16 protein-coding genes and 1 pseudogene are annotated in these 17,813 nt (G+C 34.3%); 5 read left to right on the top strand and 12 right to left on the bottom strand.

All coding sequences use genetic code 11. From position 1 onward, the window contains the following. Positions 1-36: 36 nt before the first annotated feature. A complete protein-coding gene (gene tatC, locus RT250_RS10315; RefSeq protein WP_313114617.1) occupies positions 37-870 on the bottom strand; it encodes a twin-arginine translocase subunit TatC in 834 nt (277 codons plus the stop codon). Further along, the gene (locus RT250_RS10310; RefSeq protein ID WP_313114615.1) at positions 870-1,835 is read right to left on the bottom strand and encodes a KpsF/GutQ family sugar-phosphate isomerase; all 966 of its coding nucleotides are present in this window, start codon (positions 1,833-1,835) and stop codon (positions 870-872) included. The genes tatC and RT250_RS10310 overlap by 1 nt, the downstream gene beginning before the upstream one ends. 197 nt (positions 1,836-2,032) lie before the next feature. Here RT250_RS10310 and recQ point away from each other — a divergent pair, with 197 nt between their 5' ends. Continuing rightward, positions 2,033-4,225, top strand: coding sequence for a DNA helicase RecQ (gene recQ / locus RT250_RS10305; RefSeq protein ID WP_313114614.1), 2,193 nt, complete (start codon positions 2,033-2,035; stop codon positions 4,223-4,225). Between the two features lie 119 nt (positions 4,226-4,344). Here recQ and RT250_RS10300 read toward each other — a convergent pair whose 3' ends face one another. From RT250_RS10300 to RT250_RS10280, 5 genes are all read right to left on the bottom strand, one after another. Further along, positions 4,345-5,403, bottom strand: a complete 1,059-nt coding sequence (locus RT250_RS10300; RefSeq protein ID WP_313114613.1) for a nucleoid-associated protein — start codon at positions 5,401-5,403, stop codon at positions 4,345-4,347. A gap of 69 nt (positions 5,404-5,472) precedes the next feature. Beyond that, positions 5,473-5,994, bottom strand: a complete 522-nt coding sequence (locus tag RT250_RS10295; RefSeq protein ID WP_313114611.1) for an IS1096 element passenger TnpR family protein — start codon at positions 5,992-5,994, stop codon at positions 5,473-5,475. 29 nt (positions 5,995-6,023) lie between these two features. Beyond that, positions 6,024-7,049 carry a COX15/CtaA family protein gene (locus RT250_RS10290; RefSeq protein ID WP_313114610.1) on the bottom strand — a complete coding sequence of 342 codons (1,026 nt, stop codon included), beginning with the start codon at positions 7,047-7,049 and terminating at the stop codon, positions 6,024-6,026. 4 nt (positions 7,050-7,053) lie between these two features. Further along, a complete protein-coding gene (locus RT250_RS10285; RefSeq protein WP_313114609.1) occupies positions 7,054-8,475 on the bottom strand; it encodes a CCA tRNA nucleotidyltransferase in 1,422 nt (473 codons plus the stop codon). Positions 8,476-8,619: 144 nt separating this feature from the next. Then, positions 8,620-9,186, bottom strand: a complete 567-nt coding sequence (locus RT250_RS10280) for an L-threonylcarbamoyladenylate synthase (protein WP_313114607.1) — start codon at positions 9,184-9,186, stop codon at positions 8,620-8,622. A gap of 123 nt (positions 9,187-9,309) precedes the next feature. Between RT250_RS10280 and RT250_RS10275 the strand changes: the two genes are divergently transcribed. Further along, positions 9,310-10,095, top strand: coding sequence for a glycosyltransferase family 2 protein (locus RT250_RS10275; RefSeq protein WP_313114605.1), 786 nt, complete (start codon positions 9,310-9,312; stop codon positions 10,093-10,095). On the opposite strand, the gene RT250_RS10270 is transcribed toward RT250_RS10275, so the two are convergent. From RT250_RS10270 to RT250_RS10260, 3 genes are all read right to left on the bottom strand, one after another. After that, positions 10,090-11,220: a CDP-glycerol glycerophosphotransferase family protein gene (locus RT250_RS10270; protein WP_313114604.1), complete on the bottom strand. Its 1,131-nt coding sequence runs from the start codon at positions 11,218-11,220 to the stop codon at positions 10,090-10,092. The two genes, RT250_RS10275 and RT250_RS10270, sit on opposite strands and share 6 nt — an antisense overlap. A gap of 9 nt (positions 11,221-11,229) precedes the next feature. Next, entirely contained in the window at positions 11,230-11,991 is a 762-nt protein-coding gene (locus tag RT250_RS10265) for a glycosyltransferase family 2 protein (RefSeq protein ID WP_313114602.1), read from the bottom strand. 62 nt (positions 11,992-12,053) lie between these two features. Further along, positions 12,054-12,791 carry a glycosyltransferase family 2 protein gene (locus RT250_RS10260; protein ID WP_313114600.1) on the bottom strand — a complete coding sequence of 246 codons (738 nt, stop codon included), beginning with the start codon at positions 12,789-12,791 and terminating at the stop codon, positions 12,054-12,056. A 150-nt stretch (positions 12,792-12,941) separates the two neighbouring features. Here RT250_RS10260 and RT250_RS10255 point away from each other — a divergent pair. Continuing rightward, a pseudogene (locus RT250_RS10255) lies at positions 12,942-13,760 on the top strand (glycosyltransferase family 2 protein); the annotation flags it as partial. Positions 13,761-13,778: 18 nt separating this feature from the next. Then, positions 13,779-14,627, top strand: a complete 849-nt coding sequence (locus tag RT250_RS10250) for a glycosyltransferase family 2 protein (RefSeq protein ID WP_313114750.1) — start codon at positions 13,779-13,781, stop codon at positions 14,625-14,627. Here RT250_RS10250 and RT250_RS10245 read toward each other — a convergent pair. Beyond that, on the bottom strand, positions 14,624-15,697 hold the full coding sequence (locus RT250_RS10245) for a glycosyltransferase family 9 protein (protein ID WP_313114599.1): 1,074 nt from the start codon (positions 15,695-15,697) through the stop codon (positions 14,624-14,626). The two genes, RT250_RS10250 and RT250_RS10245, sit on opposite strands and share 4 nt — an antisense overlap. Positions 15,698-15,853: 156 nt before the next feature. Here RT250_RS10245 and RT250_RS10240 point away from each other — a divergent pair, with 156 nt between their 5' ends. Further along, positions 15,854-16,618, top strand: a complete 765-nt coding sequence (locus RT250_RS10240; protein WP_313114597.1) for a lipopolysaccharide kinase InaA family protein — start codon at positions 15,854-15,856, stop codon at positions 16,616-16,618. Here the strand turns inward: RT250_RS10240 and RT250_RS10235 are convergent. After that, positions 16,615-17,813: TonB-dependent receptor (locus tag RT250_RS10235; RefSeq protein WP_494337400.1), on the bottom strand; the 1,199-nt coding region annotated here is incomplete at its 5' end. The genes RT250_RS10240 and RT250_RS10235 overlap by 4 nt on opposite strands.

The raw sequence follows: 17,813 nt of genomic DNA, 5'->3' as shown, positions 1-17,813 counted from the left end.
TTTATACTATTGCAACTTAACATTTTCGGTTTGCATTTAAGCATTTTTCATTTTTTTCAATTCCCTTTCTTGATTTCTAACTACAATTTTTGAAATATAGATACTAACTTCATAGAGTATTAGAATTGGGATAGCCACAATAATCTGGCTAACAATGTCTGGAGGAGTTATTACCGCTGAAAGGACTAACACAATGACCAATGCGAATTTTCGGTATTTGCGAAGAATTTCAGGAGTTACTAGGCCAATCTTTGTTAAGATGTACATTATAATTGGCAACTCAAATACTATTCCTGAAGCCAATACAGAAGTACGAACCAACGAGATATAACTATCTAGATCGAAGTCGTTAAAAACCCTATCACTTACTTGATAATTTCCTAAGAAATTAATTGAAAGCGGTGTAATAATGTAGTAACCAAACAAAACACCGATAAAGAAAAGTATAGATGCAATTACAATAAACCCACGACTGGACTTTCGTTCCTTTTCTTTTAAACCAGGGCTAATAAACTTCCAAAATTCATAAAGTATGTATGGAAAGGCAATTATAATTCCGGCGTAAATGGATGTCCACATATGAGCCGAGAACTGTCCAGCCATAGTTCTACTCTGAATTCTAAAAGGCATTTCATCAAAACAAAAGGCGTCCATTCCTAGCTTTTGAGAAAAATCACAAAATATACGATAGGTAAAAAAACTTGGCTTTGAAGGTCCAAATATTAATGTGTCGAATATAAAATTCTTAAAAATAAAGGCAAGGATTCCAACTAAGACTACTGCCATAGTAGAGCGCACTAGGTGCCAACGTAATTCTTCTAGATGGTCCAAAAAGGACATTTCTTTTTCGGGGGAAGCTATTTTCTTCATTAAATAATACCCTCTTTAGTAAGATTATGAATATGTACGATCCCGCTATATTTTCCATCTTCTTCAGCGATAATTTGCGTGATTCCAAATTTCTCCATCATTTCCATCGCTTCAACTGCCATAGCATTATTGTCTATTACCTTAGGATTATTAGTCATAATATCTTTTGCGGTTAATCCTGCAAAGGTATCTGCTTTAGTTAACATTCTACGCAAATCTCCGTCAGTAATTATTCCTACAATCTTATCGTTTTCAATAACTGCTGTCACACCAAGCATTTTCTCAGATATTTCTACAATCACCTGTTTTACATCGGTATCGGGAGCTACTTGAGGCTTTTCGTTTAGTGAAGTGAGATTGCTTACTCGTAAGTACAACTGCTTGCCCAAGGACCCACCTGGGTGAAATCTTGCAAAATCTTTGCTTGAAAATCCTTTTAAATCTAATAGACACATGGCTAAAGCATCCCCAATTACCAATTGCGCAGTAGTGCTAGTAGTAGGAGCAAGGTTGTTAGGACAAGCTTCTTTTTCTACATAAGCATTCAAAATAAAGTCTGCTTGCTGTCCTAAAAAAGATTCTGGATTCCCTGTAATGGCTATAAGTCTATTTTGTGCAGCCTTTATTAAAGGTACTAAAACTTTTATTTCAGGAGTGTTTCCACTTTTAGAAATACAGATTACAGTATCGTCGTGTTTAATTGTACCTAGATCGCCGTGAATAGCATCGGCGGCATGCATAAAAATAGCAGGTGTACCAGTGGAGTTTAAAGTAGCAACAATTTTTGTTGCAATATTTGCACTTTTGCCTATTCCGGTAACAATTACCCTACCTTCAGAATTAAAAATATATTCAACAGCTCCGGCAAATTCTTCGTTTACTAAATGAGCGAGATTTGCAATTGCTTTGCTCTCAGTTTCAATAGTATTCTTCGCAATTGAAATTATTCTACTTGTTTTGTTCAAAACTTAATGCTTTTGAATGTTTGTAACTGTACATATTATTAGTATATTTAAATATAAAAAAATCTAATTTAGTATTTTTAATCTTGAGTTAACAAAAAAGGTACAGTTGCTTATTTTGGTTACAAAATTACAACTGTTATTGATAATATAATCTAAATGTTGATTAAAACTGAATTACTCCCTAAAACTATTATGACGTGGTAGATTATGACATTTACGCAGACTTAAAGAAATATTTTGGATTTTCTCAATTTAAAGGTTTGCAAGAAGATGTTATTAAAAGCATCTTAGAAGGCAATAATACTTTTGTAATTATGCCAACAGGTGGAGGTAAATCCCTCTGCTATCAACTTCCAGCACTTATGCAGGAAGGAACAGCTATAGTTGTTTCCCCACTTATAGCACTTATGAAAAATCAAGTTGATGCATTGCGTGCCTTATCATCAGAAGATGGGATAGCGCACGTATTAAATTCATCGCTTAATAAAACTGAAGTAAAACAAGTTAAAAGTGATATTGCAAGTGGAATTACTAAACTGCTTTATGTTGCTCCCGAATCGCTAACTAAAGATGAATATGTTGATTTTCTTCAAACTCAAAAAATTTCATTTTTAGCTATTGATGAAGCGCATTGTATAAGTGAATGGGGACACGATTTTAGGCCTGAATATAGAAATCTTAAAAGTATTATTACTCGTATAGGAAACGATATTCCTATTATCGGTCTTACGGCAACTGCTACTCCAAAAGTACAAGAAGACATTCTAAAGAACTTATCGATGCAGGATGCGAATACGTTTAAAGCTTCTTTTAACCGTCCAAATTTATACTATGAAATCCGTCCAAAAACGAAAAATGTTGATGCGGATATTATTCGTTTTGTAAAACAGAACGAAGGTAAAAGTGGAATTATTTACTGCTTAAGCCGTAAAAGAGTTGAGGAACTCGCCCAAGCTTTACAGGTGAATGGTATTAAAGCTGTTCCATATCACGCAGGACTCGATGGAAAAACACGTGTAAAACATCAAGATATGTTCTTGATGGAAGATGTAGACGTGGTTGTTGCGACTATTGCTTTTGGAATGGGAATCGATAAACCCGATGTACGCTTTGTTATCCATAACGATATACCAAAGAGTATCGAAAGCTACTATCAAGAAACTGGACGCGCTGGTCGCGACGGTGGTGAAGGGCATTGTTTAGCTTTCTATAGCTATAAAGACATAGAAAAGCTAGAGAAGTTTATGAGTGGAAAACCAGTTGCCGAACAGGAGATTGGACACGCACTTCTACAAGAAGTAGTAGGTTTCGCCGAAACTTCTATGTCTAGACGAAAATTTATACTTCATTACTTTGGAGAAGAATTTGACAATGAAACCGGGGAAGGTGGAATGATGGATGATAATATGCGTCATCCTAAAAAGAAACACGAAGCTACGGCTGAAGCTAAAAAGCTTCTGGAGGTTGTTTTAAAATCTAATCAACAGTATAAGAGCAAAGAGGTAGTAAATGTTTTGATTGGGAAAGTAAACGCCTTAATTAAATCGCATAGAACAGATACACAAGAGTATTTTGCATCGGGAGCAGACCATGACGCTGCTTATTGGATGGCGTTATTGCGTCAGCTACTCGTTGCTGGTTACCTAAAGAAAGACATTGAAACCTACGGTGTAATCAAACTTACAGATGCCGGGAAGGAATTTATTAAGTCTCCTACAACTTTTATGATGACGGAAGATCATTCATTTAAAGACGCTAACGACGATATTATAGTTTCGGCTAAACAAGGAGGAGATGTAGTAGATGATACACTTTTCAAACTATTAAAGGCTGAACTTAAAAAAGTTGCTAATAAATTAGAGTTGCCACCATTTGTAATTTTCCAAGAACCATCTTTGGAAGATATGGCTTTAAAATATCCTATTACATTAGAAGAATTATCCAACGTTCATGGGGTAGGAGAAGGGAAGGCAAAGAAATACGGGAAGTCGTTTTTAAAACTAATTCAGGATTATGTTGAAGAAAATGATATTATAAGACCAGAAGACTTCGTTGTAAAATCTACAGGTAGCAATAGCTCTCTTAAGTTGTATATCATTCAAAACGTAGATCGAAAACTTTCTTTACCAGATATTGCTGATGCAAAAGGTCTTGAAATGCCTGAGTTTATTAAAGAAATGGAGGCTATCGTGTATAGTGGAACAAAGTTAAATATCGATTATTGGATTGATGAAGTGTTAGATGAAGATCAACAAGAAGAAATCCACGATTATTTCCTTGAAGCTAGTACCGATGAAATTAAAACAGCTATGGATGAGTTTGATGGAGATTACGATGAAGAAGAACTAAGACTATATCGTATAAAATTCATTAGTGAGTTAGGAAACTAATCAAATTAGAATAAAAGCATTCCGTTTGTTAACAGTATTAACGGAATGTTTAAATGCAAAAAGAGCTTAACATTTAAAATTTAAATGTTAAGCTCTTTTATTTTATCGCTCAGCTACAGCTATACTTTCTGTTCTTTATTAAAGTACACTAAGTAGTAGTACATTTGTTTTTCTTCATCCCAACCTTTTTCAACAAATTTATCTGCGCTTTCTGGGTTTATGAAATCGAGTTTTATTTGTATGTTGGTATCGAGATTAATAATATTCTTAATTTTTTTTCTCGCTGCTGTTACAGCGGTGTTTGCAATAGGAAAGGTTGTTAAATCTTCGATACTGTACTTAGGAGCTTTTTCAGATTTATAATGACGGAATTCTGGTAATAAATCAGGGTTGTCTATTACTTCATTCATAAAAGCAGTTTCTTCAAAAGTGTCATTTTTCGCAAAATGATTTACCGCACGGTTCATAAACATTACTTCCTGCTTCTTATCTTCGGCTGGTAAAACAACATCCTTGGCGAAGTCTTGGCAGAACTTCAAGTATTTTTTTGTGTGGAAGTTGTCGTCAGCTAGCGGTTCTACACCTAGGAAACTTTCTAACCAATATCGCGCATCATAACGGTTGCTATCTACTGAAAGTATTTTGTATCCTTCTTCCTTATTAGCATTGAAAATAATACAACCTTTGTCAAGTTTATTTAAACTTACACCTTGTTGTAACATTGCGTCCAATGAATTTCCTTCTTCTAAAAACTGAAGAAAATCTTGCTTCAATTCACTTTTAAAAACACCAATAGCATCCATCTTCACATTGTCCAACTGTACTCCTTCAAGATAAGCTACGTAAACTTCACCACTTTTAATATGCGGATGCTCAGATTGATTAAATAAGTAGGTGGCAATTTTTTTACTCTCTTCGTGTATGCTTTCTGGATTATTGAATATGTTGTTTGCGTTGTTATACAATTCGTGAAACTCTAAATCGGCTTCGTGCGAAAACGTAAAATAGTTTTCTTCTTTTTCACGAAAAGGCTTTAAGAAAAACTCTTTTAACAATGGGGTAATTTCATCATCCATTTTATAAGGCTCGTCAGAAAGAAAAATATCTTCTCCACGGCTTTTGTTACCCACTCGGTGGATTGAAAGAGATGCAATATGAGTAGAAAAAAGGTTTATCATGTAAAATATTAGATATTAAAATTTAAGGAATGTAAAAGTGTTGTACGAGTAATATGCTGTTACTAATAACTAGTTCCAGTTTTCATCAAAATCCAGACTGTCGTAGTCTTCTGGATCTAAATCGAAATCGTCGTCAAAAAAATCGTCATCTTCACCTTCAATAGGTTCAGAAGTAAATTCTTTTTCAGGAGCCTCAGCTGGTACTTCACCGTGAGAGTACATTAGGTTTGGATAAATTCGTCCTGTTTCAACTTCTCCAATGTCGGCTAATTCTACCATAAACGTCCACATATTTAGAAAGTCGTAAACATAAAGCAAACGAGTGTTCTCTTTATCTACAACATCTTCTAAATAAGTATCGCCCATTACTCTTATACTGCCAGGTTCGTCACTTACATCAAAAAGTGAAATTTCCTCTTCTTCTTCCCAAAACTCATTGCTAGTGTAGAATGAAGCCATTTCTTGACCGTCAAATCCAAAAGATTGGGTAATTGCATTGTGGAAATCTTCTAAAGTAGCAGAAGCTTCTATCTCGATGTCTCTAAATACATCTTCTTCGGTGTCTAGTATAATTCTAAATCGGTAAACCATTTAAGCTAAAAAAAAATTAGTGCGCAAAGTTACAAACTTTTACTCGTTCTATTGGTTAGAAATGCTTCCAACAAAATATAAAATTGAACTCCAAAGAGTAATGTTGCTATAACTAGGTGTAGCGGTTGTGATAGTACAGGAAAGTTAAAATAGTACATTAATATTCCAGTAAATGCTTCAGCGAGAATTAATAATATTAGAGCATCCAAATACTTTAATCCATAGTTTCTTTTTCTATTAAAGTACCACAATGATAGATTAATTAAAACTACTAATATTGAAAACGAACGATGTAAATAAAAGTCCAATCTCGGATTTTCCAACCACAATTCTGGAGCGTTATATCCAACTTCTTTTACGCGTTCATCAACAAATTCACGAACCTGAGTACCTAAAACTACCTGTATAAGTGTTAGGATTACTGCAAACAGAATAAGTGATTTATAACTTCTAGAAGTGAAATAATTTACAGGCTTTTCTTTAGAAGCATATAGGATATAAAGCAATACTGCCAAAATAACCAAGGCCATAACCATATGAATGGTAATTTTAACTGGAGAGAGTACCGAGTAAACTACTGTAGCTCCTAACCAGGCTTGAAAAATTAATAATCCAACGCTAACCCAGGATAAGATGGTAAGTTGTTTTTTAGTTTTCCATTTTCGAAGTGAAAATATTGCCATTACAAGAATTGCAAATCCGGATAAAGCTCCAAATAATCGGTTTACATATTCAATCCATGTATGCCATACGTTAAAGGTAGCATAGTCGTGCTTGGTATATAATTCCCAATGAGAATCGGTGTATTGATTAGATGTTGTAAAATCTTCTTTTGCAACGTATAAGGCGTCGTTGTGAATAATTACCTGACCTTTTTTAAATGTTCTTTCGGGTGCCCATTCTAATTCAGAAATTTCTGTAGGTGGAATATAATACCCAAAACATTTTGGCCAATCTGGGCAACCCATTCCAGAGCCGGTCATTCGTACCATTGCTCCAGCAATAATCACTAGGTAAACTAGTACAATTGAAACTTTAATCGATTTTCTGAACATTAGTTTAACTTGTTTTTAAGCCTAAATCTGCACCTTTTTTTAGCATAAATGCTTTTGCAGCTTCATATTCATTAGGGATTTCACCTTCTAGAATGGCTTCTTTAATTGCATCTTTTATAATTCCAATTTCACGAGAAGGCTTTAAATTAAAAGTCTCCATAATTTCTTCCCCAGAAACGGGCGGTTGAAAATTACGAACGTGATCGCGCTCTTCAACTTCCACAATTTTTTCACGAACTAATTGAAAGTTAGCGTGGTATTTCTTAAACTTTTTAGGATTTTTGGTGGTAATATCTGCTTCGCAAAGCGTCATTAAATCTTCCACATATTCACCAGCATCAAATATTAATCTTCTTACAGCGCTATCGGTAACATCACTTGCTAAAGCTATTGGACGCGAACTCATTAAAACCATTTTCTGAACAAACTTCATCTTGTCGTTTAATGGCATTTTTAAGCGTTTAAAAAGTTTATACACCATTTTTGCACCTACAAATTCATGTGCGTGAAAGGTCCAGCCTATTTTCTTGTCAAACTTTTTTGTTGGGGCTTTCCCTATATCGTGTAGTAAAGCAGCCCAACGCAACCACAAATCGTCTGTGGTTTTTGAAATGTTATCTACCACTTCTAAGGTATGCCAGAAGTTGTCTTTATGGGTTTGTCCTTCTTTCTCATCAATACCTTGTAAAGCCATTAGCTCAGGCAGAATATAGCTTAATAACCCAGTTTTATGTAATAACGTAAACCCTTTAGAAGGTACATCGGAAAGTAAAATCTTATTAATTTCATCTACCACTCGCTCTTTAGAAATTATTTTAATCCGGTCAGCATTTTTCGATATAGAATTCAAAGATTCTTTTTCAATAACAAAATCTAATTGCGTTGCAAATCGAATGGCACGAAGCATTCGCAATGGATCGTCGCTATATGTAATATCGGGATTTAATGGAGTTCTAATAATTTTTTTTTGAAGATCTTGAATTCCATTAAAAGGATCGAGAAGCTCACCGTAATTCTCATTGCCAAGGCTAAGCGCAAGGGCATTTATAGTAAAATCCCTTCGGTTTTGGTCGTCTTCAAGAGTACCGTTTTCTACTGCTGGATTTCTACTTTCTTCTGTATAAGACTCTTTACGTGCTCCTACAAATTCAAGTTCTATTCCGCCACTTTTTAACATGGCAGTACCGTAGGTTTTAAATATCGATACCTTGGGCTTACCAGGTAGGAGTCTAGCTACTTCTTCAGCTAGTTCAATTCCACTACCAACTGCTACAATGTCTATGTCTTTGGCTTCACCGCGTTTTAAAATAAAATCGCGGACGTAACCTCCAATAACATAGGTTTCAAGGTTTAAATTTAAGGCAGCCTTAGAGATTGTTCTAAAAATAGGATTCTCTAATGCCGATATGTATGTTTGTTTTGCCATTTATTATATCTAGCAGAGAAGCAAAGGCGTAAACATTTTTAAAAATACTATTTTTTAAAATTAAGTGTTTAAACTAGCAAAGTAATAAATCCTTGCTAGATTAGCTGTTCTTTTTCTTGTTTCTCTTTAGTCTTACTTCAATTTCTATTTACGGATTACCTTTACACTTCCATCATTTCCAAGCTTAATAATAGCCGAAGGTTTTCCAGTTTTTTTTTCGCGGTGTAAATTTACAACATAGTCCACGCCTTCCAAAATTAAAGGGTCTATTTCGGAGTAAGTTCCAGGAGTGGGGGTTCCTGAAATATTTGCCGAAGTAGATACAATAGGTTTGCGAAATTTTCTAATCAAGGTTTTACAAAAGTCATCCTTAACCACTCGTATGGCGAGTGTATTGTCCTTAGCAATAATATTTTCAGCTATGCGAATAGGGTCATCGTAAATAATTGTTGTAGGCTTTGCAGCGTATTTTAAAATATCGTAAGCAACTTCAGGAACATCCTCTATAAATTCATTCAACATTTTAAAATCGCTTACTAAACAAATCAAAGATTTATCATCATTTCTTTGCTTTAGTTTAAAAACTTTTTCTACTGCCTCGGCATTTGTAGCATCGCATCCTATTCCCCAAACTGTGTCGGTAGGATATAAAATAAGCCCTCCTTTTTTAAGCGTTAAAAGGGCATTGTTTGTTTCATCTTTAATATTCATCTGCTAAATTTTGCTTGGTTGCAAAGTTCTTCAAAAAAGCAGCATTATCCTTGTCTAATTTCATTAAAATTGAACTTATCTAATTTTGGTAAAAAATATATCTTTGAAGAAATCTCTCAAAAAATGAAAACCTCCTTACTTATTTCTACCTACAACTGGCCCGAAGCATTGGATTTAGTTTTAAAGAGTGCTGCTGCGCAAAGTTATCAACCTTTTGAAATTTTGATAGCAGATGATGGCTCCAAAGAAGAAACAAAGCATTTGATAGAGGCATATAAAAATAAAACCGCAACAACAATTAAACATGTTTGGCACGAGGATAAAGGTTTTAGAAGATCCAAAATTTTGAACAAGGCCATTGCTGCTGCTGCTGGAGACTATATCATTCAAATTGATGGAGACTGTATAATGCATCCCGATTTTGTTAAAGATCACATTGCACGCTCGGCAAGAGGACAGTTTCTCTTTGGAAGCCGGGTAAACATTCAGGAAAAATATTTAAAGAAACTTTTTAAAGAGAAGAAAATAAATTTCAACTTTTTTTCTAAAGGCATAAAAAAACGAACTCGAGCATTACGAATTTCCGTTTTAGCAGAGCTTTATAAAACTAGCCCTATACTTTCAAAAAAATTGAGAGGTTGTAATTTATCCTATTGGAGAAAAGATTTTATTGCAATTAATGGATATAATGAAAATTTTGAAGGCTGGGGAAGAGAAGATTCTGAAATGGCTATAAGATTGCTTAATAGTGGCGTTTTAGGTAAAAGATTAAGGTATGGTGGTATAGTTTATCACATTTGGCATTTAGTTAAAGATCAAAGTAGATTTGAAATAAATGATTCACTACAAAAACAGACACAAGAAAATAAAGTGAAATGGTGTGAAAAAGGGATAGACTCGTATTTATAACGTTTTGTCTAAGAATTCTGTAATCGCACTAGCAGCTCTTTCTGAAGGAGTAGAGCCTTCTTCTGTGTAGTAGTTTTCTGAACTTATTGTTTCTTGTACAGCCTTATATTTCTTCTGGTGAATTTTATGGCAATTATTTAATGCTTCATTCATTTCATTAATAGAATTTATCACATCACCGCACTGCCAAAAACGATAATTAATATCATCTTTATAATCGACGTCATCAGGGTTTAAAAATATACAAGGGCGCGGATTAGTCATAAACTCGTACACCTGACTAGAGACGTCGCCCATGTAAATGTCGGCAGTTTTTGTGTAGGTCATGTTTACACTTTTATCACTTCCCAAATCTATATGTATGTTTTCTGCAGTTCGGAATTTTTGTGGTATTAAGGCAGGATCATCACCTCCAACTTTATTGAAAAGATTAATATGTGGCGCAAAAATTAAATTGTAATCTTTCGATTTGTAAAAAAACTCCAAGATTTCGAGTCCCATAAAATGCCAAGACGAAAGGGGAGGAGTAAAGTGTGGATTATATAAAACTGTCGGTTTGTTATTAGCAAAAATACGTTCGGTGTCATCCAATTTTACCACATCTAGTTTTGGGTAACCTGTAATTTTGTACTGATCATTAAGCAGTTTCTTTTCTTTTAAAGACTTATTGTGAAATTTCCCACATTGTAAGTGGAAATCAAAATCTAAGATGTCTTTATTATAAGCGTAAGCTCTTCCGGGTGTTCCGTGCTCTAAAAATATAAACTTTGGCTTATTGCGATCCTCTCTAGCTTTTAGGAGATATTTATGATAGTAATCGGTAAAGATTATAGCATCAAAATTAGTGAGAATATACTTTTTGTGTTTTTTTATCCAAAAGCCTTTTCTAGGTAGTTGTCTGCCTTTTATCCTATCAGTAAATTCTCTAAAGGCAGCAGTTGGCATTTTTTCAACTATTACATTTTTATTATTAAGTTTCTGAAGAGAAGCGTGAAGAAAAGTATTTTTTCCAGAATGGGTGAGAATATGTACTTGATTGGTTTTTGAAAGCTCTACGGCTACACTTACAAAATGATAAACATGGTGAATTTCATCTAGAAATATGATAGCTATTTTGTGACTCATAGGCTTTTTTTAAGCTATTTTTCTATAAAGTAACCAAAGATTAATATATCGTTTAAATACCGAAAATGCACTCACATAAGCTAAAATAAACCCTTCTTTTCCGTCGAGAATTCCCAAGCGAAATATAAACTGATTCCAAAAACGATAATACGGCCTAAAAAGAAAGTGATAGTAAGTAGGTTTCTTTCCTTTTTTATAAAGCATTTTAGCTTGTAACGCACTGTATTTGTGCATTTTTGCGGTGTAATCGTCGAAGGATTTATAGGTGTGATGTGGCAAGCTGTGTTTTAAATTTTCGGTTCTACCATCGGTTTCTAAAGTTTCGTGAACTAAATTGGAATTGTACTGACAATGATTTTTGTTGAAAAATCGTACGATATAATCGTTTTGCAAACCGCTGTACTTTATACGTTTTCCCATAAAATAGAAATCGCGTTTTACATAATAGGCTATTGCTTTTGGGTTTTTCGCTAGTTCAACAATTTCGTCAGCTAATTTTGGAGTTACCTCTTCGTCTAAATCAAAAAAAGTTACCCAATCGTTTTTTGCTTTTGAAATCGCAAAGTTTTTTTGAGCCGAAAAGTTATCAAATTTTCTTTGGTACACTGTAACCTTCTGGTGTTTTTCCGCTAAAGAAACTGTTTCATCTGAACTATATGAATCTACAATAATGATTTCATCAGCAAACCAAAGACTATCTAAATAGGCTTCAATGTTATGGGCTTCATTAAGCGTTATGGCAATGGCTGAAATTTTTGCTGTGTTTTTCAAAAACTAAATGTAATTTGTATAAAAATAATGTTTTTACCTTTCTTTCTTTCTTACAATGTCTATTATTGTATTCCTTTTCGCAATAGCATTAACTTTACATACCTTTCAAAAACTCCGTATGCATTTACAGCAGCAACGGTAAGTCCTGGCACCCCGTCTCGGAAGCCTCCCTTTAATACAAACGATCTAAAAAATCGATAAGTAGGTTTAATAAAGAGATGAAACCAAGTTGCTTTTTTCCCTTTTTCAAATAGTTGTTGTGCCTGAAACCAGGCGTACGATTCTTTTTTTTGAATATAATTATCCAGTCCCTTGTAGGTAAAATGAAGCATTTTATTTTTTAATTTCCCTACACTTCCACTACAGTGTAATTTTTCGTGTACCGAACCTGTAAATTTTGCTCCTTTCCGCTTTACTAATCGCAATACATCATCACTGTGATGATAGAGAAAACGATTCATATAAAAATGCGGAAAATTAATTTTATATCCGCCGTGTTTTGGATTTTCTATAGTTTCCAAAATTTCGGCTTCTAAAGAATGTGTTACACGCTCGTCGGCATCAATAAAAAGAACCCAATCTCCAGTTGCTTCATTTAATGCGAAATTTTTCTGATTTGAAAAATTGTCGAACCTTCGTTGTAGAAACTTAGTAGTATATTTCTTAGCTATTTCTGGAGTTTTGTCTGTGCTATATGAATCTACAACAATTATTTCATCGGCAAAAGCTACTGAAAAAAGAGCGTCTTCAAGATAGGCTTCTTCATTGAAAGTAGGTATAATTACAGTTAATTTCGGCATAGTTTTTAAGCAAATTTTCACGAAAAATAATTAATTGATACTTCGTTAAATCGCTGTTTTTTAATTTTAGCTAAAGATTTAAAATACATTTCGAAATTACTACTTTTTGTTTTGTGCGCCAACTTCCTAAATAACTTTATCTTTGCATAAATGAAACAGCTTAACACCTCCATAATAATTAGCACTTACAATTCTACCGAATGGTTGGCAAAAGTGCTGTACGGTTATAATAATCAAACATATAGACAGTTTGAAGTTGTAATTGCAGATGACGGTTCAGATGATAAAACGCGTCTATTGCTAGAAAAAATGGAAGAAGAAGTTTTCTATCCAATCGTTCATGTTTGGCATGAAGACAAAGGTTTTCAGAAATCTGAAATTCTCAATAAAGCCATTAAACAATGTAGTACGGAGTATATTATTATGAGCGACGGCGACTGTATTCCGCGGAAAGATTTTGTAGAGCAACACGTAAAATATCGCGAAGAGGGATATTTTCTATCGGGTGGTTACTTTATGCTGCCAATGGAAATTTCAAAGAAAATTACCAAAGAAGATATTTATACGGAAAGATGTTTTGATGTTAAGTGGCTTAAAAAACACGGATTAAAATCTTCGTTTAAAAACAATAAGCTTTACTCTGGTTCTTTAAAAGCTAAAGTTTTAAATGCTTTAACCCCTACTAATGCTAGTTGGAATGGACATAACGCTTCTGGGTGGAAAAAAGATATAGTTGCTATAAATGGTTTTGACGAACGTATGCAATACGGCGGACAGGATCGTGAACTTGGCGAGCGATTGATGAATTACGGGATTAAAAGTAAACAGATTCGCTACAATGCGGTTGTTTTACATCTCGATCATCCAAGAGGGTATAAAAATGAGGAATCAATTGAAAAGAATTTAGCAATACGTAAGGTTACACGTAATCAAAATAAAAGGTGGACAAATTACGGTATCGTAAAAAATGAAGATGATTCGCCTTATGTGTCAGTTATTGTAAGTACCTACAATCAGCCTGATTGGTTACAAAAAGCACTTTGGGGATTTGAACAGCAACTAGAAAAGAATTTTGAAATAATTATTGCCGACGATGGTTCGGGTGAAGAAACCAAAAGAATGATAGATTCTTTTAAAGCGAATTCTCCTTTAAAAATTAAACATGTTTGGCAAGAAGACCACGGATTTCAAAAAACAAAAATTCTCAATAAAGCAATTGTAGCTTCAAAAGGGGAGTACCTAATTTTTACGGATGGAGATTGTATTCCAAGAAACGATTTAGTTTCTACACACCTTGGCTTAAGTCGTCCAGGATGTTTTCTATCTGCAGGTTACTTTAAACTTACCATGAGTATTTCTAAAAAAATCACCCGTGAAGACATAAAGTTGCAGCGTTGCTTTAATGCGAAATGGTTGTTAAAACAAGGACTGAAGAAAACATTCAAAATAAATAAACTTACTTCATACGGTTTTAAAGAAGATTTTCTAAATACATTTACGCCTACTAGCGCTACTTGGGATGGGAATAATGCCTCTGGATGGCGTAAGGATGTAATTGCAGTAAATGGATTCGACGAGCGTATGCAATACGGTGGAGAAGACCGTGAAATGGGCGAGCGCTTAATGAACTACGGAATAAAACCTCTTCAAATTCGATATAGCACAGTAACCTTACATTTGGATCACGCTCGAGGGTATGTTACTAAAGACATGTTTGTAAAAAACAAAGCTATTAGACGAATTACAAAACAAGAAAAAAGAGTTTGGACGAAATACGGAATTCTAAAGACTGATGCCCCTGAAAGCGTTTTAAAAGAAAAAGTAGAAACTAACTAGATTTTTACATCAGAAAGGTGATGCGCTAAAAAAGGCTTCAACTTTTTGAGAATCATTTCAGGTTTTAATTCCTTGTAAAGCTCTTGAGGATCTTTCTCAATCGACCTTCTTTCTTCTGGAGTAAAGCTTTTAAATAGGTCTGGAACTTCTTCTAGTAAATGAATAGATTGATGGTATACTTCATCTTCAAAACTATTCCAAGCATCTTTATCTATATATGGTGAATATATTGTGAAAGTTGGTTTTTTTACTGCTTTTGCTATATGAACACTGCCTCCTTCATTGCTAATGAGCATATCGCATTGGCTCATTAATACGGCAAATCCACGTATGCTATGTTCATAAATTTCCATATTTATCTTCTCCTTGTTCGCACACATTTGATATATTTTTAAAGCTTCTTCTTTTTGATGGGGTGCATAATTGAAAAGGATGGTAGCCTTATAGTTTTTGGTAACATAATCTATAAGCTCAACCATATACTCGTAGGGCATAGATTTATTTGGCGTGCTTCCTAAAACACCAATCATTATAACAGGTCCTTTAATATCTTGTAATTTATTTTCAGATTTCTCTATTTCGCTTAAATGTATTTTCGGTATATAGTCAGTTTCTGTCAATGGAAAAACTTGATGTACTAAATTAACTCTATCTTCAATCCCTCTTCCACAAGGCAATGTAGCTTTCTTTTTAAAATTTATTGGATGCGTGTAAAATGGTAATTTTAGTTTTTTATGTGCTTTTTTAAAGCCAACTCTGTACTGAGCTTTACTTGTTAAACATATAATTCTACTTTGAAACTTAGCATAAGGATCGAAAATAATATCGTATTTCTGCTCTCTAATTTTTAAAGCAGTTTCAAAAAGTTTTGGCAAACGCTTCAGCTCTTTTTGGTTAATTGAAATTATACGATCGATATTTGGGTTGTTTTCAAGAACGCCAATAGTATAATCATAAGCCAAAAAGGAAACTTCACTTTCAGGAAATACTTTTTTAATATTATTAGCAATTACCGAGCTCAGTAGCACATCGCCAATTCGTTTGTTTTGTATGATTAGAATTTTCTTCATAGTGAATTACTTTGTTAGACTTCTTCTTTGCTAAATTTTGTACATCGTCTTAAAGTAAAGTTTGTATTTTCGTATAAAGTCCCACGGCATAAGCAAGGGATAAAGATTTTAAATTACCTTCGCAAAATACCTTTTTTGACTGTATAAATATTAAAAATGCGCGAGAATTTCGTAATCAATCCAAAATATTCACACTTGCAACCTGCGTTGAAAGACGCACTCTATCACTTTGAAAAAGTAGGGGAGTATGTAACCAAAGGTGAGCGAAATGTTATAAAAAAAATAGAATTAAATGGGGTTGTATTCAATATTAAGAGTTTTAAAACGCCTAATTTCTTTCAGTCTATAATATACCAATTCTTTAGAAAAAGTAAAGCAAAACGCTCTTTTGAATACGCTTCTAAACTAGCTAACTTCGGAATTGGAACGCCAACACCCGTAGCATATATCGAGTTTTTTTCTTTTGGATTAAAACAGAGCTATTACATAAGTGAACACCTCGATTACGATTTCGATTTTCGAGTTTTAATTCATAAACCAAAGTTTGAAAATCGGGAAGAAATATTACGACAGTTTACCCAATTCACTTTTAAACTACACGAAAACGGAGTAAACTTTTTAGACCATTCCCCAGGGAATACTTTAATTACCGATGTGGGAAATAACAAATACGAATTCTATTTAATTGATTTGAATAGAATGCGATTTGAACCTATGAGTTTTGAAAAGCGAATGAATAACTTCCGCAGACTCTGGCCTTCAAAAACTATGGTTAAGATTATGGCCTACGAGTATGCTAAACTCTACAACAAAAGCACTTCAGAAACCTATGAATCTATGCTGAAGTACAGTCGTGATTTTCAGAAAAAGAAAAACAGCAAAAAGCTGAGAAAGCGTAAAGGGCAGCGTTCTCGAGCTTAAAACTTCGCTGAAAGCTTCACATTAAAAATTCGCGGCGTTAAGTAATTCGGAATAGCGTATTGAAGTTTGCTATAGACATCCCTCACAAAAGTATTTGTAATTGAGTTTTGTACATCGAAAATATTGAAAATTTCTGCTCCAACCGAAAGCTCCTTGAAGGGTCTTAACCATCCGCTATCTCTTAACTTTGTGTCATCTACAATTACGTAGCTAACCCCAATATCGGCACGCTTATAATCTGGTAATCGCGTTTGATAGTTATAAGGGTCGGCATAACTTGGAGAGCCTCCTGGGAGTCCAGTATTATAAGTTAAGTTAAGATACATTTTTAGCGATGGAATAACTTTTACGTAGTCCTGAAACAACATACCAAACTTTAGACGTTGATCTGTAGGACGGAAAATATATCCTTTGTCGTTAATGTTTTCTTCTGTTTTTAAATATCCAAAACTTAACCAGCTTTCTGTTCCAGGAACAAATTCTCCTGCAAGACGTAGGTCTAAACCGTAAGCATAAGCAACAGCGCTGTTGTTTGCGCGATATCGAATACGAACGTTTTCTAACGTATATGGATTAACATTGTCTAGATGCTTGTAATATACTTCAGAATTTAATCTGAAGGCACGATCCCACATTTTAAAACTGTAATCGTTTCCAAATACAATGTGAATAGATTGTTGTGCCTTAACTCCTGGCTGAACTGTTCCTGTTGAATCTCTTAACTCTCTATAAAAAGGCGGTTGGTGGTACATACCTCCCGAAAGGCGGAAAAGCATATCCATTTCCCAATCTGGTTTTAAGGAAACTTGTGCTCTCGGACTAAATACAGTTTGTGAAGTGCTTGTAATGTTTTGTCCGCTTACCGTCCAATTGTGAGCACGAACTCCAGCATTTAACCAAAGGTCGCTGCTGCCGAGAGTGGTTTTTCTACTCCATTGAGCATAACCAGAGATGCGGTCTATTTGTGTTTCATGCATTGCTCTTACGTTTGTGTAAGGAACAATTGGCGAGGTATCGGGAGAATATGGTTGATTGTTAGGAGGGAAGATAGGTGGGCGAATTGAAAACCCAGCCGAATCGATTATTTCGTATTCATTTACACGGTCGCGTATATCTTCGTGAGTGTATTTTATTCCGTATTCAATATTGTTATCTTCAATAGATAAATTTCCCTTGTGTTCAAAGTTGAGGATCA

Origin of the sequence: Aequorivita sediminis, assembly GCF_032080575.2 — a bacterium.
Classification (GTDB): Bacteria; Bacteroidota; Bacteroidia; order Flavobacteriales; family Flavobacteriaceae; genus Aequorivita; species Aequorivita sediminis.
The sequence above is the reverse complement of the archived record's forward strand: the minus strand, read 5'-3'. Positions and strand labels throughout refer to the sequence as shown.